Raw genomic sequence first — 26635 nt, forward strand, 5'->3', positions numbered from 1 at the left:
TTGGCCACTGGTACGGAACCCCATCCGAACAGCGGCGGCGTACACACCGGTACGCGCGCCGCCATCGACGCGAACCACCTGCGCACCGACCGGTGGTGGCTGGCCCCCGCCGTCACCGCCGCGGGACTGCTGGCGTTCATCGTGTACTCGACGTGGCGGGCCTTCGCCGACACGAACTACTACTCGGCGCCGTACGTCTCGCCGTTCTACTCGCCCTGTCTGGCCGACCGCTGCGCGACCATGCACAGCGGCCCCAACGCGGATCTCTTCGGCAGCTGGTGGGGCATCTCCCCCGCGATCATCATCCTGATCTTCCCGCTGGGCTTCCGGCTGACCTGCTACTACTACCGCAAGGCCTACTACCGGGGCTTCTGGGCGTCCCCGCCGGCCTGCGCGGTGGCCGAGCCGCACAAGAAGTACTCGGGCGAGACCCGCTTCCCGCTGATCCTGCAGAACGTCCACCGGTACTTCTTCTACGCGGCGCTGCTGGTCGCGGGCACGCTGACGTACGACACCGTGCTGACCTTCCGGGACGAGAACCACCACTGGGGCCACATGGGCCTTGGCACGCTGGTCTTCCTGGCCAACATCGTGCTGATCTGGGCGTACACCCTGTCCTGCCACTCCTGCCGGCACATCGTCGGCGGCAAGCTCAAGCACTTCTCCAAGCATCCCGTGCGCTACAAGGCGTGGAAGTTCGTGGGGAAGCTGAACAACCGTCATATGCAGCTCGCCTGGGCGTCGTTGATCAGCGTGGCGCTCGCCGACTTCTACGTGTACCTGGTCGCCTCCGGCGCTTTCGATGATCCGAGGTTCTTCTGATGTCCGTGGTCGACCGACAGGATTGGGACGTCGTCGTGGTCGGCGCCGGTGGCGCGGGCCTGCGGGCCGCCATCGAGGCGCGCGAGCGCGGCGCCCGTACGGCCGTGATCTGCAAGTCGCTGTTCGGCAAGGCGCACACGGTGATGGCCGAGGGCGGCATCGCGGCGGCGATGGGCAACGTCAACTCCGGTGACAACTGGGAGGTCCACTTCCGCGACACCATGCGCGGCGGCAAGTTCCTCAACCAGTGGCGGATGGCGGAGCTGCACGCCAACGAAGCCCCGGACCGCGTATGGGAGTTGGAGACCTGGGGCGCGCTCTTCGACCGCACCAAGGACGGCCGCATCTCCCAGCGCAACTTCGGCGGTCACGAGTACCCGCGCCTCGCGCACGTCGGCGACCGCACCGGCCTGGAGCTGATCCGCACCCTCCAGCAGAAGATCGTCTCCCTGCAGCAGGAGGACTTCCGCGAGACGGGTGACTACGAGTCCCGCCTGAAGGTCTTTCAGGAGTGCACGGTCACACGGGTGTTGAAGGACGGCGACAAGGTCTCGGGCGTCTTCGGCTACGAGCGTGAGTCCGGCCGTTTCTTCGTCCTGGAAGCGCCCGCCGTGGTGATCGCGACCGGTGGCATCGGCAAGTCGTTCAAGGTGACGTCGAACTCGTGGGAGTACACGGGCGACGGCCACGCGCTGGCGCTGCTGGCCGGGGCGCCGCTGCTGAACATGGAGTTCGTGCAGTTCCACCCGACGGGCATGGTCTGGCCGCCGTCCGTCAAGGGCATCCTGGTCACCGAGTCGGTCCGCGGTGACGGCGGGGTGCTGCGCAACTCCGAGGGCAAGCGGTTCATGTTCGACTACATCCCCGACGTCTTCAAGGAGAAGTACGCCCAGTCGGAGGAGGAGGGCGACCGCTGGTACGAGGACCCGGACCACAACCGGCGCCCACCGGAGCTGCTCCCGCGTGACGAGGTCGCCCGGGCCATCAACTCCGAGGTGAAGGCGGGCCGCGGCTCCCCGCACGGCGGTGTCTTCCTCGACGTGTCCACCCGGATGCCGGCCGAGGTCATCCGGCGCCGACTGCCGTCCATGTACCACCAGTTCAAGGAGCTGGCGGACGTCGACATCACGGCGGAGGCGATGGAGGTCGGGCCCACCTGCCACTACGTGATGGGCGGTATCGCGGTCGAGTCCGACACGGCCGCCGCACGCGGGGTGCCGGGGCTGTTCGCGGCCGGCGAGGTGGCCGGCGGCATGCACGGTTCCAACCGCCTGGGCGGCAACTCCCTCTCCGACCTGCTGGTGTTCGGGCGCCGGGCGGGCTGGCACGCGGCCGAGTACGCGGCGGGCCTGACCGACACCCGGCCACCGGTCGACGAGGACCAGATCGACACGGCGGCGGCGGAAGCCCTGCGCCCCTTCTCCGCCGAAGGCCCCGCCCCGGGCGCGGACGACGGACGCCCGCCGGAGAACCCGTACACCCTCCACCAGGAGCTCCAGCAGGCCATGAACGACCTCGTCGGCATCATCCGCCGCGAGGGCGAGATGGAGCGAGCACTGGAGAAACTGGCGGATCTTCGGGTACGGGCCCGTCGGGCCGGCGTCGAGGGGCACCGGCAGTTCAACCCCGGCTGGCACCTCTCCCTGGACCTGCGCAACATGCTGCTGGTCAGCGAGTGCGTGGCCCGGGCCGCACTGGAGCGCACGGAGTCGCGCGGCGGCCACACCCGCGAGGACCACCCGGCGATGGACCGCAAGTGGCGCAACGTCAATCTCCTGTGCGCACTCACCGACCCCACGGGCGGCCTGCTCGCGACGGACCCCGTCAGCGGCCAGATCACCCTCACCCGCGAGATCACCGAACCCATCCGCGCCGACCTGCTCGCTCTCTTCGAGAAGGAAGAGCTGGTCAAGTACCTCGCCGAAGAGGAGCTGTACGAGTGAGCAGCTATGAGGCCGCCTTCAAGGTGTGGCGGGGTGACATCAAGGGCGGGGGCCTGGAGGACTTCAAGATCGAGGTCAACGACGGTGAGGTGGTGCTGGACATCATCCACCGCATCCAGGCGACCCAGGCCCCCGACCTCGCCGTGCGCTGGAACTGCAAGGCGGGCAAGTGCGGTTCGTGCTCCGCGGAGATCAACGGGCGTCCGCGGCTGATGTGCATGACCCGGATGTCGGTCTTCACGCGGGACGAGACGATCACGGTGACGCCCCTGCGCGCCTTCCCGGTCATCCGCGACCTGGTCACGGACGTCGGCTTCAACTACCAGAAGGCCAGGGAGGTTCCGTCCTTCGTACCGCCCGCCGACCTCGGTCCCGGCGAGTACCGCATGTTCCAGGAGGACGTGGACCGCTCGCAGGAGTTCCGCAAGTGCATCGAGTGCTTCCTGTGCCAGGACACCTGCCATGTGGTCCGCGACCACGAGGAGAACAAAACAGCCTTCGCCGGCCCGCGCTTCCTGATGCGGGTCGCGGAACTGGACATGCACCCCCTGGACGCGGCCGAGTCCACCGGCCTGGACCGCAAGGCCACCGCCCAGGAGGAACACGGCCTCGGCTACTGCAACATCACCAAGTGCTGCAGCGAGGTGTGCCCCGAGGGCATCCACATCACGGACAACGCGCTGATCCCCTTGAAGGAAAGGGCGGTTGACCGCAAGTACGACCCACTGGTGTGGCTGGGCTCGAAGATCAGGAGGCGGCCGACAGAAGGCTGAGCGCCTGCCCGAGGTTGTACTGCGCGATGCCCCGCATGAACTCCGCGTCCGGGAAGTCGCCGTCGAGCAGCCGGAGCGGACCCGCGACCAGGGAGAGGTGCATGGCGAGGCGGTAGAGCCGGAGCCGGTCCTCGTCCAGGTCGGGGGTGCGCAGCACGTCGTAGTGCGGGCCGAAGCGGAGCCGCAGGAAGACGTGCTCCCACTCCAGGTCGAAGTACATCAGGCCCTCGATGTCGATCAGGGCCGGGTGCCCGTCGGCGGTCACCAGGACGTGGTCCGGGCCGAGTTCGCCGTGGATGAGGGTGTGGCGGTCACGGGGACGGACGGCGGCGGCCAGCTTCCGTACGGCGTCGGCCAGTTGATCGCGGACGGCGGCCGCCCTCGGCTCCCGTACGGCGATCTCCGCGATGTCGCGCAGGGCACCGTCCGTGACCCGCCCCTCGCACGAACTCCCGGACGGCACACCGCCGTTGTCGACCAGGGCGACCTTGCCGAAGGTCGGGCCCTGCCGGGCGTGCAGGGTGGTGAGCAGTTCGGCGAGCCGCTCCAACGTCTCGGCCGCCGCGCGGGGTTCGTCGCGCAGCGCCTCCTCCAGGCTGCCGCCGCGCACGTCCTCGACGATCGCCGCGTCGGCCGGGAGGTGGGTGTGCGTGGCGTCGGCGTGCAGGAGGGCGGGGGTGCGGACGCCGGCTGCCGCGAGGCGGTCGTGCGCCGCGGTGAACAGGCCGAGGCCGGTGCCGTGGGAGAAGGGATCGCGCGGGTCGGGGGGCGCGGCGTCCCAGTAGTCCTCGTCGGGCGACCAGACGTAGGCGACGGCCGTGGAGTCGTCGTCGAGGGTGAGCCGGTAGACGCCCTTCTTGGAACCGCCGCGCAGGCGGGTGACCGCGGTGAGGGTGCGGTTGCCGTCGAGGGCGGCGCGGGTGAGGGGGGCGAGGTCGGCGCGGGTGAGGGGGGTGCGGGGTTGCTGCGCGGGCTGTGGGTTCGGGCGGCTCACGACGTGTGTACCCAGTCCTTCCGGTAGGCCGTCCAGTCATCCTCCGTGGCGGCGAAGTCGACGTACAGGGCGACGCCGAAGCGGGCGCGGTCCGCGTCCGTGCGGGACAGGCCCAGGCGGACGCCCCGGACGGCGGCGGGGACCGTCTCGGCGGCGGCGCGGTGGCCGAACTTGTTCTCGTGGAAGAACGGCAGGCCCATCAGCAGGTCGGTGGAGGCCGGGGTCACTTCGAGGGCGAGCGAGGTCTGCTGGGCGACGTAACCGCCGTACAGGCTCTCCAACGGCTGCGAGGTGTCGTACGACATCACCGCGATCTGGTCGACCCGGCGCGCGACCTGCCCGAAGTACGCCTGCGACCACCACTTGGGGTGTCCGGTGAGGGCGCCGGCGACGGAGTTCAGCGCCGGGAGCGGGTCGATCTGGTGGGCGGCGACGGAGAGCGGGACGCCGGCCGCGGCGGTGACCCGGTGCAGGGCGTCGAGCAGGGCGAGGTAGTCGCGGTCACCGGAGTGCAGGGGTTCCAGGTCGAAGTGGGCGCCGTCGAAACCGGCGGCCAGGATCTGCCGGGTGGACGTGACGACGGCCGCACGGGTCGCCGCGCGGCCGAGACGGAGACCGTCGGGGGACTCGGTGGCCAGCTTGTCGCCGAGCCAGGCCTGGACGCGGACGCCGGGGGCGGCGGCATGCATGGCCCTGATCAGCCAACGCGCCTTGGGGTAGGCCGAGTTGGAGAGCGTGCCGTCGTGCTCCAGGGGGCCGGCGTGGACGTACAGGTCTCGGATGCCCGTGGTTTCGAGGCGGCGGGCGAGGGCGGTGACATCCGCGTCCGTCTTCCGGCCGTCGACCCAGGCGTGGCCCAGCCAGATCGCGTCGCGGTTCCGGGTGTACGTACCGGGGGCCGGGTCGCCGGTGTAGTTGAGGCGGAGGGCGGTCGCGGCGGCGAGGACGGGGAGGAGGAGGGCCACGAGCAGGGCGAGGGCGACGAGTCTCAGACGGCGACGCCACGGCCTGCCCGGCCGTTCTGGCCGTTCCGGCGCCGCAGCCCCCTCGACTTCCTCCGCTCCGGCGTCCCCGACCGTCTCCTCCTTCTGTTCCCGCTCCTGCTCCTGCACGTCGTCCCCCTCGGTCATCGCCCTCGCCCTCCCCCTCCCCGGCCCCCACCCTTGCCCCACCCCGGTCGCGCGCCCGCATTCCTGCTCATACGCTCCGAAATGTGACGTCATCCATGATTCGGGGTCGGCCGCGGCGGGCCGGTCGGGCCCACATATCCGTGCGGGTGGTGCACACCTTGGTGGGCGGGCTGGCCGGGGTGGTGTGGCTGGTGCTGCCGGGGATGACGATCAACGCCGCCGTCCCGGTTCCGGTGGCCCGCCAGGCCCCCGGCACGGAGACCGCGACCGTGGCCGACGCGGCGGAGGAGGACGAGAAGGCCACCGTCGACCTGGTGCTGCCGCTCGTCGCCGTGGGAGCCGCGGCCGTGCTCGCCGGGTACGGATACGTACGGCGCACCCGCCGGGCGAAGAACCGAACCACCCCCGGACGAATATCCACCCTCCCCTCCCCCACCGCGCCCCCGCTCCCCGAACTCGACGAACGCGCACGGGCGTTGCTCACCGAGGCCGACGACTGGGTGCGCACCAGCCGCGAGGAACTCGGCTTCGCGACGGCACGCTTCGCAACAGCGGCCGTCGAACCCTCCGCGAAGGTCCTGGCGGACGCCGAGGCAGAGCTCTCGGCCGCGTTCCGGATGCGCCAGCAGTACGACGACGGCGTCCCGGAGGACGAGACGGCCCGGCGCCACGCGCTCGCGGGCATCGTCGGACGGTGCCAGGAGGCGGGGCGGGTACTGGACTCCGAGGCCCCTGCGTTCGACCGGCTGCGGGGACTGGAGCGGAGCGTGGGCGAGGCGCTGGAGATCGCGGAGACCCGGTTCCGGGAACTGGCCGGGCGCACCGGCACGGCCGAGACGACACTCACCGAGCTGCGCGATCGGTACGGCCCGGCAGCGATCGACTGCGTCACGGGCTACGTGGAACACGCCAAGGACCGCCTCGTCTTCACCACCTCCCGCCTCAACGAGTCCCGCCAGACGGCCGACCGCGGCGAGAGCCGACGAGCCATCCGCCACCTGCGCGAGGCCGAGGGCGCGGTCACCCAGGCGGCCGAGTTCGTCACCGCCGTCGACCACCTGGCCACCGACCTGTCGACGGCCGCGAACCTGCTCCCGACGGCGCTGACGGGCGCGGAGGCGGAACTGGCGGAGGCGCGGGTCGCTGAGCGGGCAGCGGGGGGCCAGGAACGTCCGCGGAAGCCCCTGCCCCCCGCCGACCTCCATGCCCGTCTCGCCCAGGCCGACCTCGTCCTGGCCGCCGTACGGGAAGAGCTGACCGGTGGGCCGTACGACTCGCTCGACGCCCTGCGCAGGGTCGTGCGGGCGGTGTTGCCGGTCGCCGGGGGGCGGGCCGGGGTGCTGGCGGTGGCCGCGTCGCTCGTGGCGGAGTCGAGCCTGCGGGGCGCGGACGGTTTCGTCGCGACGCACCGGGGTGTCGTCGGCGCCACCGCGCGGACCCGGCTCGCGGAGGCGGTGCGGCTGCTCGGCGCGGAGCCGGCCGACCCGCTCGCCGCCGACGCCCTGGCCGGCGAGGCCCGTGCGCTCGCGGAGCGGGACGTGCGGGTGCACGGCAATCCGGTCGCGGGCGCGGCCGAGCACGCGAGCGGGCTCGCGGGGGCAGTCCTCGGCGAAGTCCTGCTGAGCGAGGGCATTCCGCCCAGCTTCGGCGGGCCGCGTACCAGGGGTCGGCACGACGGCGACGACCCCTCCTGAGCCCGTCTCTCTTGCCCGTCCGGCTCGACCTGCCCGGTCCTGCTCGTCCTGCCCGTCAGAACAGGCTCAGCAACGCCTCCGCCGGATCCGTGAGCCCCGTCTCCCCGTCCGGCAGCGGCAGTTCGAACCACACCGTCTTGCCGCGAGGCGTCCGGCGCGAACCCCACGCCGCGCTCAGCAGACCCACCAGCTGAAGACCACGCCCGCCCTCGTCCGTGTCGCGGGCGCGGCGGCGGCGGGGTTGGACCAGGCCGGAGTCCCAGACCTCGCAGACGAGGGTGCGGTCGAGGAGGAGGCGGAGTCTGATGTCGCCCTCGCCGTAGCGCAGGGCGTTGGTGACCAGCTCGCTGACGAGCAGTTCGGTCGTGTCGACCAGGGGCTCCAGGTCCCAGGAGAGCAGCTGTCCGCGGGCGTACTCGCGGGCCTTGCCGACGCTGCGGGGCTCGCGCGGGAGCGTCCAGTCGCCGACCGAGTCGGCGGGCAGGCCCTGGACGCGGGCCATGAGGAGGGCGATGTCGTCCTCGCCGTGGTGGCTGTCGAGGGTGTTGAGGACGTGGTCGCAGACGTCCTCCAGCGGGAGGGTGGGGTCCGTGAGCGCGCCGACGAAGGCCTGGAGGCCCTCGTCGAGGGGGTGGTCGCGGGACTCGACCAGTCCATCCGTGTAGAGCGCCAGCAGCGCGCCCTCGGGCAGCTCGACCTCCACCTCCTCGAACGGCTCCCCGCCGACCCCGAGCGGCATGCCCGGCGGCACGTCGAGCATCAGCGCGTCCTCGCCGGGTTCGACCAGGACGGGCGGCAGATGGCCCGCGTTGGCGAAGGTGCAGCGGCGGGTGACGGAGTCGTAGACGGCGTAGACGCAGGTCGCCAGGTACACCTCGGAGAGGTCGGCCTCGCGGGGGCGGCGCGCGGCGCGGGTGGCCTGCTGGACGCCGCCGGGGGCGCCGAGGCCGCGGGCGATCTCGTCCAACGCGCTGAGCACCTCGGCCGGTTCGAGGTCCAGCAGGGCCAGCGTGCGGACGGCGGAGCGGAGTTCACCCATCGCCACCGCCGCGCGCAGCCCGCGGCCCATGACGTCGCCGACCACCAACGCCGTGCGGTGACCGGGCAGTTCGATGACGTCGAACCAGTCGCCGCCGACCTCGCTGGGCCGGTCGGCGTAGGAGTTGCCCGGCAGATAGCGACACGCGATGTCCAGACCGGACGCCACCGGGTCGCCGGGCGGCAGCAACGACCGTTGCAGCATCAGCGCGCGCTCGTGCTCACGCCGGTACAGCCGGGCGTTGTCGATACAGACCGCGGCCCGCGCCGCCAGCTCGACGGCGAGATCCCGGTCCCGGTCCCCGAACGGCTCGCTCCCCTTGGTCCGGGCGAACTGCGCGAGTCCTACGACGGTGTCGTGGGCGACCATCGGCACGGCCAGCGTGGACTGGACGAGGCCGCCCTCCTCGGGCGGGATGCTCTGCGTGCGCGCGGTGCGCAGGGCGTCCGCGCACAGCGAGTTGAACGAGAAGTGGTGCACGGCGCCGACCGCGACGGGATCGCCGGAGCCGGGCAGCGGCGCGTCCGAGACGGCGCTGGCGAAGGCGACCCGGCGCAGCTCGGCACTGCCGTCGGCGAGGCCGGGCGGGGTCTCGTCGCCGGCCAGCAGGCCCTGGTAGAGGTCGACGGTGGCGAGGTCGCAGAAGCCGGGGACGACGACGTCGAGGAGTTCGCGGGCCGTGGTCTCCAGGTCGAGGGAGTTGCCGATGCGGGCGCCGGCCTCGTTCAGAAGGGCGAGATTGCGCCGTGCGGCGGCCGCTTCCCGGGCGGCGGCGCGACGGGCGGTGATGTCGGTTCCGAGCCAGGCGATGCCGATGGGGCGGCCGCTGCCGCTGTGCACGCGGTAGAGGTTGATGGACCAGTGCCGACGTTCGTCGGAGCCCGGCAGGAAGCCGGTGACGTGCATGTCCGTGATGGAGTCGCCGGTCTCCAGGACGCGGCGCAGGGTCGCGGCGACGCGCTCGGCCTCGGGGCGCGGCAGATAGTCGGTCACGCCCTTGCCGCGGTGGTCGTCGGGTGTGCCGCCGAAGAGGGAGGCGAACCGCATGTTGGCGCGGCGGACCCGCAGGTCGGGGTCGATCAGCAGAAACCCGAACGGAGATTGACCGAAAATCGACTGCGAGGCGGCGAGGTCGGTCTCGATGCTGCGCAGGGTGCGCACGTCCACGACGATGCAGACGGCGGCCTTCTCGCCTTCCTCGGTCCGGGTCGGCATGACGTAGACCTCGGCGAGGCCCTCGCGTCCGCCCTCGCCGTCGGCGCCCGGCGGCACCCGGAACGGGACCACTCCGGTCCACTCGCGCCCGTCGAGGATCTCGGCCATCTTCCGCTGGCCCTGCTCGCGCAGGTCGGAGTCGATGAACGCCTCGATGGGGTCCATGCCCACGGCGTGCTCGGCGGGAATCCCGAAGAGCTGCTCGGCGCGCAGGCTCCACTGGTCGACCAGCCCGTCGGGGCCGATGGAGAAGGACGCGACCTTGATGTAGTCGTAGATCGAGCCGGGCGGGCTGCTCTGCCAGATGGCGTCGCCGGGCGGCGCCTCGTCGGAGCCGAACCCGATGTCGCGCCGGCCCGCGCCGAAGAAGGACCCGGAGGAGGACAGCGCCGAGCCACCCGTGGCCCCACGCGTCACGTCGGCCGCGGCATCACCCGCGGCCTCCGTCCTCGCGCCGTCCGACGGGTCCTCGGACTCCGTGGCCTTCGCTGGTATCTCGCTCACGCGAACCGTCCCCTCCAGCTCACCGCGTCCGGCACCGGTCACCGGGGGCGGCTGCCCGCAGTATCCAGCACTACGGCGCCGCACAACACGGTGTTCACGATCACAGCACGGTCCCGACGGTTTTCGGTCCGGACCGTGACAACACTTCCAGTCTTCTAACCAGCCCACACGTCGTCGAATCACGCTCGACGACAACTGCCACTGGCCTGAACCAGCCACTGGACAGCGCGAAGGCCCGCGTACAGGGTCCCGCTGGACGGTTCCGGCCCGTGCGTACAGGGCCGACGCGCGCGATCCGCAGGGAAACACGGTCCCGGAGCGGTGCGCGGTTCACCCGGGCACCGCCAGTTCGAACCACACCGTCTTGCCCGCCTCGCCGGGGCGGGTGCCCCAGCGACGCGAGGAGAGGGCTACCAGCTGCAGACCCCGGCCGCTCTCGTCCTCGGCGCGGGCCACGCGCTCGCGGGGCGGGTCCGGGAGCGGGTCGGAGACCTCCACGAGGAGTACGTCGCCGAGCCGCTCGGGACGGACCAGGCGGACGCCGATGGGGCCGGTGGCGTGCCGCAGGGAGTTGGTCACCAGCTCGCTGACCAGCAGCGCGGCGAGGTCACCCAGGGCGTCGAGGTCCCATTCGTGCAGCTGACGGCGGACAGCGGCACGGGCACTGCGGACGGCGCCCGGCTCCGCGGGAAAGCTCCACTCGGCACCCTCGCCTTCGGTGTCGCTCACGCCGATCACTTCCCAGGCCGACAAGACCACCCATGTCCGGTTTCGTGGGGTTAATGGGCACATACCCGATATTCGACGCCCGGTACCGCGCGCAGCGGCGCACTGTGGCACGAACGGCGTAGGGGGCGCCCCGACCCGCGCCCCGGTATCGGCGCGCGCCCGCCTCTCACCCCACCCTCTTCCCCCACTACTCGGACGCGTACCCCGTCACGAGCCGGGCAGCCACTTCCCGGACGGCGGGCACGTCGGGGTCGAGCCAGTCCACGTCCCAGAGCTCGCCGGGGCTCAGCCAGCGCAGCTCGTCGTGATCTTCGAGGGGCTTCGGGCCGGCGGAGCCGGGGAGCAGGCGGGCGGTCCACACCTGGAGGGCGTACGGCGGGCGCAGGGGCCACTGTCCGGGGACGCGCTCGACGGGTTCGGCGTCCACGCCGAGTTCCTCGCGCAGCTCGCGCACCAGGGCCGCCTCGGGCGCCTCGCCCTCCTCGACCTTGCCGCCGGGAAGCTCCCAGCGTCCGGCGAGTTCGGGGGGCGCGCTGCGGCGCGCGGCGAGCAGGCGACCGCCGTCGAGCAGGGCGGCCCCCACCACGATCCGTTCCGTCATGCGCGGGAGCCTACGGGAGCCCGGAGGCCGGGACTGCCCGGGAGATCGGCCCGGTGATGGGCCTCAGTTGGCGGTGCTGGTGCCGCTCTGTCCGTTCTGGCCGACCTGCTCGACCCAGTAGAGCTGCTTGTGGCCGCGGTCGTCGAGGCTGTCCGCGATCTTCTGGGCCTCGGCCCGGGTCGCGTACCTGCCGACGCGGTAGCGATTGCCGTTGTCGTCCTGCCGTATGACGAGCCAAGGAAGAGTGATCGTGCCGTCGTTCATCAAGCCCCACCCCTCCTTCCCACCCCAGCAGCTCCGCCGCCCGCCCGCGGCTCGTGCCGTGCCCCGCCCGCTAAGGAAACCGCAATCTGCATATGCCCGAGCCTACGCCTAACCTTCACGCAGCGAATACGGCTTTTCACAAAGAGGTACGCAACCGGCCAGAGCGAAGGGGGCGCGCGACACCGTACGCGCCGCCCACAGCCGCTGACGCATCCGGTCAGCGGCATATCGGGCGGCCGTGATCGACCTGCGAGAACGACCGGATTCCACCGGCGGCCACCGGGGTCGCACCGGCGCGCGAAGGGGGTACGGGCCGGGCCCGCGGGGGCGGGCCCCGCAAGGGTGTGCGCTACTTCACCGGCAGGTGGTACGCGATCCGGTAGCGATCGGCCGGGACCACCACGTCCGCGGTCTCGACGGGGCGGCCCGAGGCGTAGAACGTGCGCTGGATGACCAGGACGACATGTCCGGGCACGCCCCCCAGGGTGTGCAGCTCCTCGGCGAGGCCGGGGCGGGCGCCGACCTCCTCGGTGACGTTGTCCACGATCACGTCGATCGCCGCCATGCGCTCGACGACACCCATGCCGCCGAGCGGGCCCTCCTCGGGGAGCATCACCGGGGTGCGGCCGGTGACCGCGAGGGGCTCCCAGGAGGTGGACAGCATCATCACCTCGCCGGCCTCCCGGAACACGTAGCGCGTGCACATCACGCGGTCGCCGGGGTGCAGCCCGAGCCGCTCGGCGACGGAGCCGCTCGCCTCGGCCTGCTCGCTGCGGGACTCCCAGGTCCCGCGGGTCTCGCCGTCGGCCTGCTCCTGGCGGAACGGTGTGGCCCCGCCGTCCGGGCGGTAGCCGGAGCGGGAGACGCTGCGCGGCACGGGACGCTCGCGCACGTACGTCCCCGAGCCGGAGCGGCCCTCGACCAGGCCCTCGGCCATCAGCACCTTGCGGGCCTCCAGCGCGACCGTGTCCGAGACGCCGTACTCCTCGCGGATCCGGGCCTGGGACGGCAGGCGGGTGTGCGGTGGCAGCGAACCGTCGGTGATCTTCTTGCGGAGATCACCCGCGACGCGCAGGTACGCCGGCTGCTCACCGAAAGTCACTGGCCGCTCCCATCAGGTTGTACAGACAGCAACAGCGTGGCAACCGTGGGTTCGACCATGCAAGCAAAGGCCAGAGAATCACCCGATGTGATGACTTGTTCCGGGTGAAGCCTTTACGCAGGCACTTTCTCCCCGCTATAGGAGCCGTCACACCTCAAGGCCGGAGTCGCCTTCCCCGTCGCCCCCGCCGCCGCCCGCGTCCCCGTACGAGGGCGGGGTGGTGGCCAGGCCCAGAGCTTCGCGGGCGGTGAGGGAGCGGTCGGTGGTGGAGAGCGTCAGGATCCGGTCGTAGGACACGTAGAAGGCGTCCGCGTCCTCGGCCGTCGCGGCCCGGGCCCACTCCTTCTGGATCGTCCCGAGCTCCGCGGCGACCTTCCCGACCGGCTTGTCCACCCCGGCCGGCCAGCGGTGACCTCGCAGTTGCCGCGTCTCCTGGGTGAGCGCGGTCGCCATCCGGTCCGCCCACTTCCGGTTGGCCGCGAGGTCGTCGTCGGGGCTGTCCACGGGCTGTGTGTCCATGGCCCTGTTCCCGATGTTGACGGCCGCGAGATAGGCGTGCTGGTCGGCGTCCAGGCTCGCCGCGTCGTTGCGCAGCGAGCCGGTCAGGCTCGCCGTCTCGTCGGTGTTGCCGAACACGCAGGTGATCTCGCGGTCGCCCAGCCGCCAGCTGTCCCGGGTCGGGGTCAGGTAGTAGATGTCGACGTAGTCCGGCACTGCCCAGAGGTCCATGGCGTAGTCGTAGCGGAGCGCGTAGCAGCGGGTGTCGGCGGTGTCGGTGACCTTGTCGTCCCCGGGGTAGGCGTCGGAGTCCGCGTACCCGGTCATCCGGACGGCGGCGAAGACCTCGCCGTCGTGCTCGCCCGCGCAGGTCACCTCGTCGACGTCGTAGGCGAAGCCCTCCAGGGAGCCGCTGGGGGCGTCGAAGCACTCGCCCTTCGTCAGCGTGTAGACGCTGCCGTTGTCGCGGGCGGTGTCCTTGAGGCCGCCCCACGCGTCGGTCAGACCGCCGGTGGCCAGTGCCAGCACCCACAGTGTGAGGCCGAAGGCCGACAGCGCGGACCCGGCGACGGCCATCCCCCTGCCCCGCTCGCCCTTCCGCCGCATCTGCGCGAGCGCGACCAGCCCCAGCACGAGCCCGACGCCCGGGACGCAGCAGAGGATGCCGAGCACCAGGGAGGCGATGGCCACGCCGTTGACCGGGGGCGGCTGCCCGTACGGGGTGTAGCCGTGGCCCCAGGGCTGGTACGGGTAGCCGGGCGGGCTCTGGGGGTACGCCCCGGGGGCCGCGTACGGATACTGCCCGTACTGCCCCTGCGGGTACGGCCCTTGGGGGTCCTGGGGCTGCTGGGGCCCGGGGGGCGGGGGTATGGACAAAGGTGCCGCGCTCCTGGAGTGGGCTGTGCGGATGGAGGGCCGGGCCGATGGGGGCCGTACTGAACGGTCTTACGACTGGCGCATGGTAAGCGGGAGGTGGGCGGGGCGGAATGGGGCCCGGCCCTGGTCCGCACAGGTCAGTCCGTCGGCTCCGGCTCCGGGACCGGCTCGCCCGCCAGTCGGCGTTGCTCCTCCTCGACGATCCGGCGGGCGATGCCGCCGTCGGTGACGTCGATGGCGTCCGGGGTGGACTCGGCGGTGTCGCTGCGGCGGGCGTAGGCGTCGAAGAGGCGGGTCTTGTTCTCCAGGATGCGCAGCAGGCGTTCGTCCACGCTGTCGGTCGCGAGCAGGCGGTGCACCTGGACCGGGCGGACCTGGCCCATGCGGTGGGCACGGGCCACGGCCTGGTGTTCCAGGGTGGGTTTGACCTGCGGCTCGCACAGGATGACCACGGACGCGGCCTGGAGGTTGAGCCCGACGCCGCCGGCCTCGATCTGTGACAGCAGCACCGCGTGTCCGTCGGCGGCCGTGAACTCGTCGACCATCCGCTGCCGGCGGGCGGCCGGGACGGAGCCGGAGACCGGCCCGAACTGCGGCTCCGGCAGGGCCTGTCGGACCGTTTCCAGGACATCGCGGAAGTACGAGAACACGACCACCTTCAGGTCGTTCGCCGCGGCCTCCGCGACGAGTTCGCGCAGCCGCTGGAGCTTCGCGGACTTCTCGCCGCCGACGTACGCGGCCCTGCGCATCGCCATGAAGTTCCCCTCGGCGACGGCCGCGCGGTAGGCCGCCCGGTCCGCGGCGCCGAACGCCTCCCACTCGTCGACCTGGAGCAGCGCGGGAAGTTCGGTGAGCACGTCCTGCTGGTTGCGGCGCAGGTAGGCGGGGGCGACGGACCTGCGGAAGGCGTACGGGCCGGCCACGGCGGCGCTGTCGCGTATCTGGGGGACCAGCTCGGGCCGCAGGTAGCGAACGAGGGTGCGGAACTCCTCGACGCGGTTCTCCATGGGGGTGCCGGTGAGGAACAGGACGCGGTCGCAGTGGCCGGTCCAGCCGGCGATCGCGCGGGCGCGGCGGGTGTCGGGGTTCTTCACGTAGTGCGCCTCGTCGACGACGAGCATCGCGGGCTTGGTGCCGTTCGGAGCCGGCAGGGTGTGCAGCACGTCGAAGGTCGTGAGGGCGACGCCGCCGCGCTCGCGCCACTCGGCGTAGGCGTCCTGGCGGTCCGGGCCGTGCACCGGCAGGGCCCTGAGCGTGCTGCGGGACCGGATCTCGCGGGTCCAGTTGATCAGCACGCTGGCCGGGCAGACCACGAGGAAGTGGCTGTCCCCGCGCGCGGCGAGGTGGGCCAGCGCGGCGATGGCCTGGACGGTCTTGCCCAGGCCCATCTCGTCGCCGAGGACGACCCGGCGCTGGGCGAGCGCGAAGCGGGCGCCGAAGGACTGGTAGCCGCGCAGCGAGACCCTGCGGTGGGTGTCGTCGAGCGGCTGGGAGCGCACCCGCTCGGCCACGTCCGCCGGCAGGAAGCCCTCGGCGGCGGCCTCGTCGGTGCGGTGCTCGCCGGTCTCGGCGAGCTGGCTGTAGTACTCGGCGGAGCGCAGTTCGAAGTCGACCCAGGCCTCGATGTCGGCGGCCGGGCCGCGCAGCAGGTCGGTGGAGGCCTGGGCCAGTTGGAGGCCGGTGCTTCTTGCGGCGGGCCCGCTGGTCAGCTCGCGCAGCTCCGCCGTCGCCGCGAGGGCGGCCTCCCTGCGGCGGCGGCCGGCGAGCGCGAGGCGCACTCTGCTCGTCGCCGGGCGGGCGGCGGGCAGCAGTTCGCGGAGTCTGCGGTCGAGGCGAGCAGCGGTGTCCACGGCCCGGCGCAGCTCGGGTCCGGCCTCGACCAGCCGGTGCAGGGCGACGACGAGGGCGGTGGTGCGGGGTTCGGGATGATCGACGTCGACCCGGACCGCGACGGTCTGCTCGACCTCACGGGCGATCTGGCGTGCGGCGGCGAGTACTTGGTCGGCGGTCTGCGCGCCGACCCCTGGGATCTGGCGCAGGTCGTAACGGCTCGCCTCGTGCACCGCGCGCACGGAGGTCAGCCCGGCCGCCTCGACGGCCGCCAGCCGCAGCCGGCCCTCGGTGGCGTCCTTGAGCCGGGCGACCGGGATGGACCCGAGCGCCTCGGCGACGAGCTCGTCCCGGAGCGGCGCCAGCGCGGAACGGACCGCCTCCAGCGCGCGGGCGTGATCGTCGAGCACGGCACGAGCGGCCCCGTACAGCCGCGTACCCTCCGCGAACACCCCCCGGGCCCGCCGCCCCACCGGCGCCTCCGCCCCCACCACCTCCTCGCCCCGCGCCATTCCGCCCCTCATCCGCCGTCCACCCCGATACGCCCATCTTGACACCGGGGACTGACAACGGGGATGGGTTGGGGACGAGGGGGTTGCGCGGTGGTTGGAGGGTGGGGATGGGGGCCGACCACCGACACCACCACGATCCGCCCCCTCCAGTCTCACCCCGGAAGCGACAGCGCGAGTCGGACCAGTGGTGGCAGTCTCAGTGGGCGCCCGGCAGTGTGGGGCCGCCCGTCCGCGGAGCCCTCAATCGCGAAATCCCGTCGCCCTGGTGCGCTTCTGCCAGGTCTCGACCTCCTCGCGCACCTGGTCGAGGTGGTCGAGGACCGCGCTGACGCCGTCCTCGCCGAGAGGCAGGTGGAGAGGGGTACTGCCCGATTCCAGGGCGGCCAGGATCAGGGTCGCCGCCCTGGCCGGGTCGCCGGCCTCGTTGTCGAAGCCGGCCTTCACCATCGCGCGCGTGCCGCCCACCGTGGCGTACGTGCCGCTGTCGGCGCTGGCCCGCGTCCCTTCGTACAACGACGTACGGAAGGAACCCGGCTCCACGACGAGGACCTTGATGCCGTACTCCGCGACCTCGCCCGCGAGCGCCTCGGACATGCCCTCCAGGGCGAACTTGCTGCCGCTGTACGCCGAGAAGCCGGGGTAGGAGGTCTGGCCGCCCAGGCTGCTCATCTGCACGATCGCGCCCGAGCGCCGCTCGCGCATGTGGGGCAGGACCGCGCGGACCAGGGCCGCGGGGCCGAACACGTGCACGTCGAAGAGGTCGCGCAGTTCCTCGTCGGTGGTCTCCTCGAAGGCGCCGACGTGACCGCGGCCCGCGTTGTTGACCAGGACGTCGATCCGTCCGTGCCGTGCCACCACGTCCCGTACGGCGGGCTCCGCGGCGGCCGTGTCGGCGACGTCCAGCCGTAGCGCCTCCACCTGGTCGGGATGGGCGGCCACGAGGTCGGCCATGGCCTCGGGCCGTCGCGCCGCGCCGATCACCACATCGCCGTCGGCCACGGCCGTCTCCACGAGCGCCCGTCCGAGCCCGCTGCTCGCGCCGGTCACCAGCCACACCTTGTTCATGTCGCTCTCCGTCCCTGGGTTGTCCGTGAACCACCGTGCCGCCCAGGGGAGTTGCCCGTCCAAGACCTTCGGTGATAACCGATGGACATGACCACGGACGTCCATGTGCGGGACCTGCGCTACTTCGTCACGGTGGCCGAGGAACTGCACTTCACGCGCGCGGCCGAGCTGCTGTACGTCTCCCAGCCCGCGCTGAGCAAGCAGATCCGGGCCCTGGAACGGCAGTTGGGCGTCGAGCTGCTGCGCCGCGACCGGCACGGGGTCGCGCTCACCGCCGCCGGTGCCGCGCTACTGCCGTACGCCCGGCGGGTGTTGGCCGACTGGGCCGAGGGCGCGGTCGCGGTGGCCGAGGCGCGGGCCGCGCAGCGCAGCACGCTGGTGGTGGGCATGAGCACCAGTCCGGGCCGGGGCGGCCTGCTCCCCGCGATCCGCTCCCGTTTCACGGCCGCGCACCCCGAGGCGGTGGTCCGGCTGCGCCAGGTGAGTTGGGACGACCCGACCGCGGGCCTGGCGGCCGGGGACGCCGATGTCGCCTTCGTCTGGCTGCCGTTGCCGGACGAGGCACGCTACGCGTGGACGGTCGTCGCCGAGGAGCCCCGCCTGGTCGCCCTCCCCCGCGCCCACCCGCTGGCCGCCCGCGACGAGATCGACTTCGCCGACCTGGCCGACGAACCCTTCCTCGCCCTCCCGCACAGCGCCGGCCCGCTGCGCGACTACTGGCTCGCCCTGCCCGACCGCGGCGACCGCCCGCCCCGGATCGGCGCGGAGGTGGCCGGCACGGAGGAGACGTACGAGGCCCTCGTCGCGGGCCTGGGCATCTGCCTCGTCGCGACGGGCAACGCCCCGCTGATCACCCTGGGCGACGTCGTCACCCGCCCGGTCCGCGGCATCTCCCCCAGCCACTACGCCCTCGCCTGGCGCAGGGACGACGACAGAGCGCTGGTACGGGCGTACGCGGAGGCCTGTCGGCGGGTGACGGGTGACGGGTGACGCGCGGCTACGGCTTGGCCCGCACCAGCCCGGCGTCGTACGCCATGATCACCGCCTGGATGCGGTCGCGGGCGCCGATCTTGGCGAGGACCCGGCCGACGTGCTTCTTGACCGTGGACTCGGTGAGGACCAGGTGGTCGGCGATCTCCGTGTTGGTCCAGCCCTGGGCGATGGCGACGAGGACCTCGCGTTCGCGGTCGCTGAGGGTGCGCAGCACGGGGTGGTCCGGGGCGGGCGGGTCGGCGGGGGCGAGGACCTGGTGGGCGTAGGCGTCCAGGAGGCGGCGGGTCAGGCGGGGGGCCACGACGGCGTCGCCGGTGGCGACCGCGCGGATGCCGGCGACGAGTTCCTCGGGGCGGGCGTCCTTGAGCAGGAAGCCGCTGGCGCCGGCCCGCAGGCCCTCGTAGGCGTACTCGTCGAGGTCGAAGGTGGTCACGATGAGGATGCGGGTGCGGCCGCCCGCGGCGACGATCCGGCGGGTGGCCTCCAGGCCGTCCATGCCGGGCATGCGGATGTCCATGAGGACGACGTCGGGGCGGAGTTCGGCGGCCATCCGGACGGCCTCGGCGCCGTGCTCGGACTCCCCGACCGCGTACAGGCCCGGGGTCCCCTCGATGAGCATGCGGACGCCCATGCGCTGGAGCGGCTGGTCGTCGGCGATGAGCACGGTGGTCATGGCAGTTGCTCTCCTGGCGGTACGTCGAGCACGACCTCCACCGTCCAGCCGTGGCCGGTGTCGCCCGGGCCGACGACGACGGTCCCGCCGTACATGGCGGCCCGCTGGCGGATGCCGACGAGCCCGTGACCGGGGTTGTCCTCGTGCCCGGCCTGCTTCGCGCGCAGCGGCGCCCCCGGTGGTACGCCGGTGTCGGCGACCCTGATCCTGGCCTGTCCCGCCTCGACCGCGACCGTGACCTCCGCGCACGCGCCGGTCCCCGCGTGCTTGAGGGTGTTAGTCAGGGACTCCTGGACGACCCGGTACACGGTCAGCTGCACGCCGCTACCCAGGGCGTCGAGTTCGCCCACGGTCCGGTAGGTGACGGAGAGGCCTGCCGCGCGCACCCGCGCGATGAGGGGATCCAGGTCGGCGATCCCGGGCTGCGGGCCGAGCAGGCGTTCGTCCTCCTGGCCCTCGCGCAGGACGCCCAGCACCCGGCGCAGTTCGTTCATGGCCTGGCGGCCGGTGTCGCCGAGGACGCGCAGTGCCTCGGCGGAGCGCTCGCCGCGGTTGGCGGCGAGGGTCGCGGCGCCGTCGGCGACGCTGACCATGACGGAGAGGTTGTGGCCGACGATGTCGTGCATCTCGCGGGCGACCCGGGAGCGCTCGGCGGCGGCGGTGAGCCGCACGCGCTGCTCCTGCTCGATCTCGACCCGTCTGGCCCGGTCCTCAAGGGCCGCCAGATACATCTGCTGGATGCGCAGCGCCAGGCCGACGGCGACGGACGCGGTCACCGTGCCCAGCAGGAGGAAGCCGCTGAGCACGGGGTGGTCCCCCCTGCCGGGGACCAGCACGAAGGCGGCCAGCAGCAGTTCGCCCGCCGTCAGCGCGACGGCCCAGCCCAGCATCCGCAGGGAACCGTGGCGGGCCAGGGTGTACAGGGCGACGAGCCCGGCGAGCCCGGTGGGCAGCCACGCCTCCAGCGACCACTGGACGATCGACACGAGCGCGATCACGAAGAACGTGATCGTCGGGGCCTTGCGGCGCCACCACAGGGGAGTGACGTGCGCGGCGACGAAGAGGCACAGGACGCCGACCGGCAGCTGGGTGCGGGGGTCGGCGTCGCCGAAGGGAGACGTCGCCGCTCTGTCGTCGCGCAGCAGGACGGGCAGCGTGATGAGCACGATGACCAGCGCCAGCGCGGTGTCGACCAGCCACGGGTGCCGGGCGCCCAGCCACGGCCGGCGCCCCCGGTCGCCCAGCAGCCGGTCCAGCAGCGAGTGCGTCCACACGCTGTCGGACCCGGGGAGCGGCGGCCGGGCCGTCCCCGGGCCGATGTCCGGGGCGGCGGCCGCGCGGTGCGGACTCATGACCACCATTGTCCGGTACCGATCAGGCGTCCGTGCTGATGAGCCGCCCGGCCGCCCCGACCAGCGCCAGGGCCACCCAGCCCGCGAAGACCGCGAGCCCCGCTCCCGGGGAGAGGGAGCCGGAGGACTGGTGCAGGGCGTAGACGGCCTGGCCCGCGTTGCTGGGGAAGTACGGGCTGAGTGTGTCGTTCCACGAGTCGGGCAGCAGGGAGGCCAGTCCGGGCAGGATCAGCAGGATGCCGACCAGGGCCGCGATGGCCCCGGCGGAGGAGCGGATCAGCATGCCGAGGGCCACGCCGAACACGGCGACCAGGGCGAGGTAGAGGCCGGCACCGGCCAGGCTGCGCAGCACCCCGTCGTCGCCCAGGGACAGGGCGATGTCGGTGCCGTCCAGACCCGGCGCCCCGAACTCGAAGGCGGCCAAGGCGCCGACGGCGGTGAGCACCAGGGCGACCGGCCCGATCACGGCGGCCTTGGCCCACAGCACTGGCAGCCGGCGCGGGACCGCGGTGAGCGTGGAGCGGATCATGCCGGTGGTGTACTCGCCGGCGGAGAGCAGTACGCCGAGCACCCCCATGGCGAGCGAGGCGAAGGTCACGCCGGTCAGGGCCAGGCTCACGGCGTCGCTGTCGCCGCTGTCGCCCCCGGGGCCGGGCCGTCCGCCAGCGACGGCGTCGGGACTGTAGGTGTGGGAGGCGATCGTGCCGAACAGGATCAGCAGGAACACGGCGACGCCCAGGGTGATCCAACTGGAGCGCAGGGACCAGAACTTGGCCCACTCCGAGCGCAGCACGCGCGGTCCGGTCACCTTGTGCACGGTCGTGCGGGGCGGGGCCGGGGCCGGCGTCGTGGACAGGTCGGTGACGGTCATCATGCAGCCTTTCGTGCGGCGCCGGCCGGAGCACTCTGGTACTCGACGGAGTCGCGGGTGAGGTCCATGAACGCCGATTCCAAGGAGGCGGCCTGCGGGGTGAGTTCGTACAGCGCCACCCCGTGCTCGGCCGCGATCGCGCCGATCTCCCGGGCGTCGCGCCCGCGGACCATGAGCTCCTCGGCGGACGACGAGGTGATCGTGACGTCGGGGCCGACCAGCAGCGAGCGCAGCTTGGCGGTGTCGGCGGTGGCGACCTTCACCGCTCCGCTGCCCGCGTCCCGGGTGAAGTCGTCGACCGTGGTGTCCGCGAGCAGCCGGCCGCGGCCGATGATCACCAGGTGGTCGGCGATCTGCGCGGTCTCGCTCATCAGGTGCGAGGAGAGCATCACGGCCCGTCCCTCGTCGGCCAGTTGGCGCAGCAGGTTGCGCACCCACAGCACGCCCTCGGGGTCGAGGCCGTTGACCGGTTCGTCGAGCATGACGATCGACGGGTCACCGAGCAGGGCGGCGGCGATACCGAGCCGCTGACCCATGCCGAGCGAGAAGGCGCCCACGCGCTTTCCGGCCACGCTGGTCAGTCCGGCAAGCTCGATGACCTCGTCGACCCGGCTGCGGGCGATGCCATGGGTGTAGGCGAGGGCCATCAGGTGGTTGAGCGCGGTGCGGCCCGGGTGCACCGACTTGGCCTCCAGCAGGGCGCCGACCTCGTGCAGGGGCGCCGAATGGCGGGCGTAGGTATGGCCGTTGACGGTGACCGAGCCGTCGGTGGGCGAGTCCAGGCCGACGACCATGCGCATGGTCGTGGACTTGCCCGCGCCGTTGGGACCGAGGAATCCGGTCACCTCACCGGCCTTGGCGGTGAAGCTCAGATTGTCGACGACCGTCTTGTCCCCGTACCGCTTCGTCAGTTGACGTACCTCGATCATGGGGGCCTTTCCTGCCTGAACTCGGTCGCGGATACGCCGCGGTGTCCGAGTTCGACGCTATGGGCGCGGCAGGCCGAGGCCGTGGGCCCCAGGGGGAATCTTCGCGGGGCGAGTGGTACCGCGGTACCACGACGAGGTACGCCCTCGCGGCGGTCCGGACCCTCCTCAGAGGGCCGCCCATCACCGCCCGGCGAGCAGCGCGGCCACCCCGAACTCGAACCGCTCGTCGAAGGACGCCGGCGCGAGATGCCCGGCCACGCGGTGGAGCGAGGGATGGGTGGTCTCGGAGATCGCCCGCGCCAGGATGTCGCCCAGGGGCCGGTGGTCGACCGCCTGCTCCTCCTGGGTGAGGCCGAGTACATCCTCACCGGCGCCACCCGCGGGCTGGGTTACGCCGTCGCCCGTGAACTGGTCGCCGACGGCGCCAAGGTGGTCGTCACCGGCCGCGACGAGAAGCGCGCCACCGAGGCGGCGGCCGAGCTGGGCCCGAACGCGGCCGGAGTCGCCGTCGACAACTCCGACCCCCAGGCACCGCACCAACTGATCGCCACCGCACGGGAGTTGTTCGGCGCTTTCGACGGCATCCTCATCAGCGTGGGCGGCCCGCCCGCGGGCAACGTGGCGGCCACGACCGACGAACAGTGGCAGGCGGCCTTCGAGTCGGTGTTCCTGGGCGCGGTACGGCTGGCCCGAGCGGCAGCCGCGGAGTTGGAGGCCGGGGGTTCGATCGGCTTCGTCCTGTCCGGCACGGCACACGAACCGGCCCCCGGGATGGCCATCTCCAACGGCCTGCGCCCCGGCCTCGCCGGCTTCGCCAAGTCCCTCGCGGACGAACTCGGCCCGCGCGGAATCCGCGTCTTCGGGTTGCTGCCGGGGCGCATCGGCACGGATCGCATGCGCGAGCCGGACGGGTCGGCGCCCGATCCCGAGTCCAGGCGGGCCACCAACGAGGCCGCGATTCCGCTACGGCGGTACGGGGCGCCGGAGGAGTTCGGGCGCGCGGGGGCGTTCGTGATGTCGCCGGCGGCTTCTTATGTGACCGGGGTGATGGTGTCGGTGGATGGTGGGGCGCGGCGTGGGTTCTGACCGTTGCCGCGGCCGGCCGGGGTCCGACGGCCCGCGCTCGTCGCGTCAGGGCCGGTGTGCTGCGGTGATCGGGGGATTTTCACGCGCATACCGGTAGCACCTGAACGAACTGACGACCGCGGGCCGTCGGGGTCTCAGTTGACGCTGAGCCAGATGTGCGCGTCGGGCTCTTCCGCGTCCTGTTCCGATCGGGGTGCCGTAGCGAGGCCGTCCGGGTCGGCCGTGCCGTCGGGTTCCGGGCCGCCGTTCTCGGGTTCGGGATACATGAAGAAGTCGCTCCTCTCGGTTTCCAGGAACAGCGGGGCCGAGGGCGGTGTGCTCGCCGACATCCCCACCGCGCAGACGTAACCGCCGGGAAGACGGCACACCGTGAACTCGCCCGCGGTGTACGGGGTTCGGGCGGCGGACAGCCCCCGCGTTCCGCTCCGCCAGCGGAACCCGACGCGCTTCATGCCCGCGCGCAGGCCCTCGCCGGTCAGCTTCGTCGCGGCTTCCTTCAGCGCCCACAGCATCGCCCTGGGCTCCCCGCCCTGCCGCACCGGGGGCAGGGCGGAGATCTCCGCGGGGGTGAGGAAGGCGCTGTCCGGCAGCGCGGCCACCCGGGAGATCTCCTCCACGTCCACGCCCACCCGTCCGCCGAGCGCCACGGCCGCGACCGCGTAACGTCCGCTGTGCGCCATGCTCACGGACAGGTGCGGCTGCGCCACGACGTACGGGGTCCCCAGGCGGCGCCGCCCGAGCCCGAGGGCGGTCCAGGGTGTGCCGAGCAGTTGGGAAGCGGCCTGGAGGGCGAGCCACCGGGCCAACACCGAGCGGGTCCGGTCGGCGGGACGGCCCAGGCGGGCGATCCGTTCCTGGTCGCCGGTGGAGAGCCGGGGCAGGATCGCCCGGGCCGCCGCCTCGCTCCCCGGTGCCTGGAGGTCGCAGGCGAGAACAAGACTCTTCGGGGCCGGGGCCCGGGGTGGCGTCAGGGCCGAGGCCGGTGCCAGGGTCCGGGCCGGTGCCGGTTCCGCCCTCGCGGTCATGCCGGCCCCAGCCGTACGAAGGGCCGGGCCAGGGCTTCGAAGAGGTCCGCGTCGCCCTCCGCCTCGCTCTCCGTACGTGCGGCAGTGGCATTGATGCCCGGGGCGAAGATGCTCAGCGCCGCGACCAAAGGGTGTTCTGCGTCCGCGAGGGGCAGCGGCGGCGGGGGCGTGTTCGTCGCGCCGGCCATCAGCGTTCTCCCTGCCGCTGCCCGGCGGCCTCGTAGCGACTCCCCGTCATGTCCGTCGCCCCTCTCCCTCTCCCGCTCGTCGCCTGCCACGCAGGCATTCCTCCGCGAAGCCGAGTGCCCGCAGGTGGTAGGCCCGGGCCGCCCAACCGAGGCTGATGTTGTGGCCCGCGTCGGGCTGGTGGTCGATCAGGACGCGGGGTGCCGCTCCCAGTCGGCCGCGCAGCCGGGCGAGCGCCGACGGGTCCCGGCGCCACCAGGCCTCGTACTCGGCGAAGGTGAACCGGACGGGCACGCGGACCCGGCCCGCCAGCGCGGCGAACACCTCGGGCCACCGGGCGGCGTCGTCGAGTTCACGCGGCGGCGCCGGGGCGACGACATCGACGCTGGACTGAAATGTTCCCGGCGGATACAGCCTCAGCGGCCCCCAGTTGAGCTTCCAGCTCCCGGCCCGCGTGCTCGGCGCGGTGGGCGGGACCACGTATTCGTCACCGCAGCCGGACACGTCCAGGCCGAACAGTCCGGGAACCGTGCCGTCCGCCGCCATCCGCAGCGCCGGCTTGCTGCCGAAGGAGTGGGCCACGAGGAAGATCCCCGCGCCTGTCTCGTAGTGCGCCGCCAGTCCGCGCAGCGCCACGGCCAGGGTGGCGGCCTGCTCCACGACCCCTTGTCCGTAAGGGAGTTGCCCGGCCGACGCCCCGTAACCGGGACGGTCCACGGCCACGACCGCGAAACCCAGTTCCGCGGCGACGGCCAGCAGCGAGGTCTCCGGGTGGGCCGGTCCGTCGAAGTACGCCGAACTCATCCCGGCCCCGTGCAGGGCGACGATCATCGCCCTGGGCGGGACGTGTGCCGGCCGGGCCAGTCGGGCGGAGAGCGTGATGCCGTCCGCGTCCAGGGTGATGTGCCGCTGGTCGACCACCCGCTCCGGGAGCCGGACCGGGGGTGCCGTGGTCATGTCCGGCCTTCCCCGACAGGTCCTTCCCCGGCGAGTCCTTCCGCGTACGCCTTCGCGATGGTGAGCGTCGCCACGCTGTTGGTGCTGAGCGCGATGCGCACGTACTCGATCGCGTCCTGCACCGTCGCCCGCTCGCCCAACACCTCCGAAATCGTGGCCGTGTTGACCGTGAAGGTGTGCTGCGAGGAGGCCGCGACCCCGTCGTCGGTCGGCGTGAAGGTCCAGCGGCCCGTGTGCAGGGTGATCAGCGCGGGCAGCGTGATCTGCTTGTAGACGATCCGGTCGGGAGCCAGTCCCACGCGGTACGACTTCGTGGTGTGCGTGGTGCCGTCCTTGGACAGCGTGTCCATCTCCAACGTCTGCAGGCCCGGCGCGGGTTGGTCGAGGCGGACCGTCACCACGTGGGGCAGCCGCTCGGTCCACAGATCGGCTTGGTAGACGAAGTCGTAGACGTCCTGGGCCCGGCCCCTGATCCGGACCGTGTCCTCGAAGGAGCAGGTCAGTTCGTCGGTCGCGGCCTTCGACTCGGCGAGCGCCTTGAGGGAGTCGAGTTCGGCGCGGGAGTTGCGGTCCACGACCTCCTCCAGCCAGGTCAGACCGCTGTCGTCCACGGCCCGGAAGTCGTGGCCGAGCCGCACCAGCGCCTCCCCGGACGGCAGGTCCTCGATCTGCCAGGTTCCGCCCATGGCGGCGACCGGGGGCGAACTGACCTCCTGCCGGAACTCGATACGGCGCCTCTCCGGGTCCAGGGTGCGGTGCGAGGTCCAGTTCTTGACGGTGTCGCCGGCCGTCGCCCAGATGCGGATACGTTCCTCGCGCTCACCACGCTCCACCTGGTCGACGTGGATGTTCGGCGGGAACAGCTGAGGCCAGTTCTCCGCCCGCGCCAGCAGACGGTAGATGTCCTCGGCGGCTGCCGCGATCTTGATCTCGTGCTCGGACGTGCGCGGTTGGGACGGCATGGGGGCTCCT

24 protein-coding genes are annotated in these 26635 nt (G+C 72.5%); 6 read left to right on the plus strand and 18 right to left on the minus strand.

Annotated features, from left to right (window positions below; all coding sequences use genetic code 11):
• The 3 genes from M2283_RS37190 to M2283_RS37200 are packed head-to-tail and all read left to right on the plus strand — an operon-like array spanning nt 1 to nt 3538.
• Nucleotides 1-822 carry a hypothetical protein gene (locus tag M2283_RS37190; protein WP_280880901.1) on the plus strand — a complete coding sequence of 274 codons (822 nt, stop codon included), beginning with the start codon at nt 1-3 and terminating at the stop codon, nt 820-822.
• Nucleotides 822-2765 (plus strand): fumarate reductase/succinate dehydrogenase flavoprotein subunit, encoded by a 1944-nt coding sequence (locus M2283_RS37195; RefSeq protein WP_280880902.1) that lies wholly within the window; start codon nt 822-824, stop codon nt 2763-2765. Before M2283_RS37190 ends, M2283_RS37195 begins: the two co-directional genes overlap by 1 nt.
• Complete coding sequence (locus M2283_RS37200; RefSeq protein WP_280880903.1) at nt 2762-3538, plus strand: succinate dehydrogenase/fumarate reductase iron-sulfur subunit; 777 nt, start codon at nt 2762-2764, stop codon at nt 3536-3538. The genes M2283_RS37195 and M2283_RS37200 overlap by 4 nt, the downstream gene beginning before the upstream one ends.
• On the opposite strand, the gene M2283_RS37205 is transcribed toward M2283_RS37200, so the two are convergent.
• Nucleotides 3513-4532 carry a phosphotransferase family protein gene (locus M2283_RS37205; protein WP_280880904.1) on the minus strand — a complete coding sequence of 340 codons (1020 nt, stop codon included), beginning with the start codon at nt 4530-4532 and terminating at the stop codon, nt 3513-3515. The genes M2283_RS37200 and M2283_RS37205 overlap by 26 nt on opposite strands.
• Nucleotides 4529-5662: a hypothetical protein gene (locus tag M2283_RS37210; RefSeq protein WP_280880905.1), complete on the minus strand. Its 1134-nt coding sequence runs from the start codon at nt 5660-5662 to the stop codon at nt 4529-4531. The genes M2283_RS37205 and M2283_RS37210 overlap by 4 nt, the downstream gene beginning before the upstream one ends.
• 146 nt (nt 5663-5808) lie before the next feature.
• On the opposite strand from M2283_RS37210, the gene M2283_RS37215 reads away from it, so the two are divergent.
• Nucleotides 5809-7356: a hypothetical protein gene (locus tag M2283_RS37215; protein ID WP_348538953.1), complete on the plus strand. Its 1548-nt coding sequence runs from the start codon at nt 5809-5811 to the stop codon at nt 7354-7356.
• A 55-nt stretch (nt 7357-7411) separates the two neighbouring features.
• On the opposite strand, the gene M2283_RS37220 is transcribed toward M2283_RS37215, so the two are convergent.
• The 8 genes from M2283_RS37220 to M2283_RS37255 all read right to left on the minus strand — a co-directional run bounded on the left by M2283_RS37220 (nt 7412) and on the right by M2283_RS37255 (nt 17591).
• Entirely contained in the window at nt 7412-10114 is a 2703-nt protein-coding gene (locus M2283_RS37220; protein WP_280880906.1) for a SpoIIE family protein phosphatase, read from the minus strand.
• 330 nt (nt 10115-10444) lie between these two features.
• Nucleotides 10445-10906, minus strand: a complete 462-nt coding sequence (locus M2283_RS37225; RefSeq protein WP_432423178.1) for an ATP-binding protein — start codon at nt 10904-10906, stop codon at nt 10445-10447.
• A 124-nt stretch (nt 10907-11030) separates the two neighbouring features.
• Nucleotides 11031-11444 (minus strand): (deoxy)nucleoside triphosphate pyrophosphohydrolase, encoded by a 414-nt coding sequence (locus M2283_RS37230; RefSeq protein ID WP_280880908.1) that lies wholly within the window; start codon nt 11442-11444, stop codon nt 11031-11033.
• 63 nt (nt 11445-11507) lie between these two features.
• Nucleotides 11508-11708 carry an SPOR domain-containing protein gene (locus M2283_RS37235; RefSeq protein ID WP_280880909.1) on the minus strand — a complete coding sequence of 67 codons (201 nt, stop codon included), beginning with the start codon at nt 11706-11708 and terminating at the stop codon, nt 11508-11510.
• Between the two features lie 349 nt (nt 11709-12057).
• Nucleotides 12058-12810 carry a GntR family transcriptional regulator gene (locus tag M2283_RS37240; protein ID WP_280880910.1) on the minus strand — a complete coding sequence of 251 codons (753 nt, stop codon included), beginning with the start codon at nt 12808-12810 and terminating at the stop codon, nt 12058-12060.
• 147 nt (nt 12811-12957) lie between these two features.
• On the minus strand, nt 12958-14184 hold the full coding sequence (locus M2283_RS37245; protein WP_280880911.1) for a DUF4190 domain-containing protein: 1227 nt from the start codon (nt 14182-14184) through the stop codon (nt 12958-12960).
• A gap of 137 nt (nt 14185-14321) precedes the next feature.
• Nucleotides 14322-16538, minus strand: coding sequence for a DEAD/DEAH box helicase (locus M2283_RS37250; protein ID WP_280880912.1), 2217 nt, complete (start codon nt 16536-16538; stop codon nt 14322-14324).
• Between the two features lie 228 nt (nt 16539-16766).
• Nucleotides 16767-17591 (minus strand): SDR family NAD(P)-dependent oxidoreductase, encoded by an 825-nt coding sequence (locus M2283_RS37255; RefSeq protein WP_280880913.1) that lies wholly within the window; start codon nt 17589-17591, stop codon nt 16767-16769.
• Between the two features lie 81 nt (nt 17592-17672).
• On the opposite strand from M2283_RS37255, the gene M2283_RS37260 reads away from it, so the two are divergent.
• Nucleotides 17673-18581 carry a LysR family transcriptional regulator gene (locus M2283_RS37260; protein WP_280880914.1) on the plus strand — a complete coding sequence of 303 codons (909 nt, stop codon included), beginning with the start codon at nt 17673-17675 and terminating at the stop codon, nt 18579-18581.
• A gap of 7 nt (nt 18582-18588) precedes the next feature.
• On the opposite strand, the gene M2283_RS37265 is transcribed toward M2283_RS37260, so the two are convergent.
• Genes M2283_RS37265 through M2283_RS37280 form a run of 4 tightly spaced genes read right to left on the minus strand, consistent with a single transcriptional unit; the run spans nt 18589 to nt 22409 of the window.
• Nucleotides 18589-19257, minus strand: coding sequence for a response regulator transcription factor (locus M2283_RS37265; RefSeq protein WP_280880915.1), 669 nt, complete (start codon nt 19255-19257; stop codon nt 18589-18591).
• Nucleotides 19254-20609, minus strand: a complete 1356-nt coding sequence (locus M2283_RS37270) for a sensor histidine kinase (protein ID WP_280880916.1) — start codon at nt 20607-20609, stop codon at nt 19254-19256. The genes M2283_RS37265 and M2283_RS37270 overlap by 4 nt, the downstream gene beginning before the upstream one ends.
• A 22-nt stretch (nt 20610-20631) precedes the next feature.
• Nucleotides 20632-21480 (minus strand): ABC transporter permease, encoded by an 849-nt coding sequence (locus M2283_RS37275; protein WP_280881053.1) that lies wholly within the window; start codon nt 21478-21480, stop codon nt 20632-20634.
• The gene (locus M2283_RS37280) at nt 21480-22409 is read right to left on the minus strand and encodes an ABC transporter ATP-binding protein (protein WP_280880917.1); all 930 of its coding nucleotides are present in this window, start codon (nt 22407-22409) and stop codon (nt 21480-21482) included. The genes M2283_RS37275 and M2283_RS37280 overlap by 1 nt, the downstream gene beginning before the upstream one ends.
• 273 nt (nt 22410-22682) lie before the next feature.
• Here M2283_RS37280 and M2283_RS37285 point away from each other — a divergent pair, with 273 nt between their 5' ends.
• The gene (locus tag M2283_RS37285) at nt 22683-23495 is read left to right on the plus strand and encodes an SDR family oxidoreductase (protein WP_280880918.1); all 813 of its coding nucleotides are present in this window, start codon (nt 22683-22685) and stop codon (nt 23493-23495) included.
• Nucleotides 23496-23629: 134 nt separating this feature from the next.
• On the opposite strand, the gene M2283_RS37290 is transcribed toward M2283_RS37285, so the two are convergent.
• From M2283_RS37290 to M2283_RS37305, 4 genes are read right to left on the minus strand one after another with little or no spacing between them, the layout of a single operon-like run.
• On the minus strand, nt 23630-24520 hold the full coding sequence (locus tag M2283_RS37290; RefSeq protein WP_280880919.1) for a 4'-phosphopantetheinyl transferase family protein: 891 nt from the start codon (nt 24518-24520) through the stop codon (nt 23630-23632).
• Complete coding sequence (locus M2283_RS37295) at nt 24517-24708, minus strand: hypothetical protein (protein WP_280880920.1); 192 nt, start codon at nt 24706-24708, stop codon at nt 24517-24519. The genes M2283_RS37290 and M2283_RS37295 overlap by 4 nt, the downstream gene beginning before the upstream one ends.
• Nucleotides 24709-24754: 46 nt before the next feature.
• On the minus strand, nt 24755-25663 hold the full coding sequence (locus tag M2283_RS37300) for an alpha/beta hydrolase (protein ID WP_280880921.1): 909 nt from the start codon (nt 25661-25663) through the stop codon (nt 24755-24757).
• Nucleotides 25660-26625: an aromatase/cyclase gene (locus tag M2283_RS37305; RefSeq protein WP_280880922.1), complete on the minus strand. Its 966-nt coding sequence runs from the start codon at nt 26623-26625 to the stop codon at nt 25660-25662. The genes M2283_RS37300 and M2283_RS37305 overlap by 4 nt, the downstream gene beginning before the upstream one ends.
• Nucleotides 26626-26635 lie beyond the last annotated feature (10 nt).

It is taken from the genome of Streptomyces pseudovenezuelae (assembly GCF_029892565.1).
Classification (GTDB): domain Bacteria; phylum Actinomycetota; class Actinomycetes; order Streptomycetales; family Streptomycetaceae; genus Streptomyces; species Streptomyces pseudovenezuelae_A.

What these genes read in the sequence shown, in the direction of transcription:
- M2283_RS37255 (WP_280880913.1), bottom strand. Translation starts at nt 17,591, where the DNA reads ATGAACAAGGTGTGGCTGGTGACCGGCGCGAGCAGCGGGCTCGGACGG.
- M2283_RS37285 (WP_280880918.1), top strand. Translation starts at nt 22,683, where the DNA reads ATGGGTGGTCTCGGAGATCGCCCGCGCCAGGATGTCGCCCAGGGGCCG.
- M2283_RS37225 (WP_432423178.1), bottom strand. Translation starts at nt 10,906, where the DNA reads ATGTGCCCATTAACCCCACGAAACCGGACATGGGTGGTCTTGTCGGCC.
- M2283_RS37195 (WP_280880902.1), top strand. Translation starts at nt 822, where the DNA reads ATGTCCGTGGTCGACCGACAGGATTGGGACGTCGTCGTGGTCGGCGCC.
- M2283_RS37235 (WP_280880909.1), bottom strand. Translation starts at nt 11,708, where the DNA reads ATGAACGACGGCACGATCACTCTTCCTTGGCTCGTCATACGGCAGGAC.
- M2283_RS37305 (WP_280880922.1), bottom strand. Translation starts at nt 26,625, where the DNA reads ATGCCGTCCCAACCGCGCACGTCCGAGCACGAGATCAAGATCGCGGCA.
- M2283_RS37230 (WP_280880908.1), bottom strand. Translation starts at nt 11,444, where the DNA reads ATGACGGAACGGATCGTGGTGGGGGCCGCCCTGCTCGACGGCGGTCGC.
- M2283_RS37280 (WP_280880917.1), bottom strand. Translation starts at nt 22,409, where the DNA reads ATGATCGAGGTACGTCAACTGACGAAGCGGTACGGGGACAAGACGGTC.
- M2283_RS37290 (WP_280880919.1), bottom strand. Translation starts at nt 24,520, where the DNA reads ATGACCGCGAGGGCGGAACCGGCACCGGCCCGGACCCTGGCACCGGCC.
- M2283_RS37270 (WP_280880916.1), bottom strand. Translation starts at nt 20,609, where the DNA reads ATGAGTCCGCACCGCGCGGCCGCCGCCCCGGACATCGGCCCGGGGACG.
- M2283_RS37300 (WP_280880921.1), bottom strand. Translation starts at nt 25,663, where the DNA reads ATGACCACGGCACCCCCGGTCCGGCTCCCGGAGCGGGTGGTCGACCAG.
- M2283_RS37210 (WP_280880905.1), bottom strand. Translation starts at nt 5,662, where the DNA reads ATGACCGAGGGGGACGACGTGCAGGAGCAGGAGCGGGAACAGAAGGAG.
- M2283_RS37265 (WP_280880915.1), bottom strand. Translation starts at nt 19,257, where the DNA reads ATGACCACCGTGCTCATCGCCGACGACCAGCCGCTCCAGCGCATGGGC.
- M2283_RS37275 (WP_280881053.1), bottom strand. Translation starts at nt 21,480, where the DNA reads ATGACCGTCACCGACCTGTCCACGACGCCGGCCCCGGCCCCGCCCCGC.
- M2283_RS37295 (WP_280880920.1), bottom strand. Translation starts at nt 24,708, where the DNA reads ATGGCCGGCGCGACGAACACGCCCCCGCCGCCGCTGCCCCTCGCGGAC.
- M2283_RS37260 (WP_280880914.1), top strand. Translation starts at nt 17,673, where the DNA reads ATGGACATGACCACGGACGTCCATGTGCGGGACCTGCGCTACTTCGTC.
- M2283_RS37250 (WP_280880912.1), bottom strand. Translation starts at nt 16,538, where the DNA reads ATGAGGGGCGGAATGGCGCGGGGCGAGGAGGTGGTGGGGGCGGAGGCG.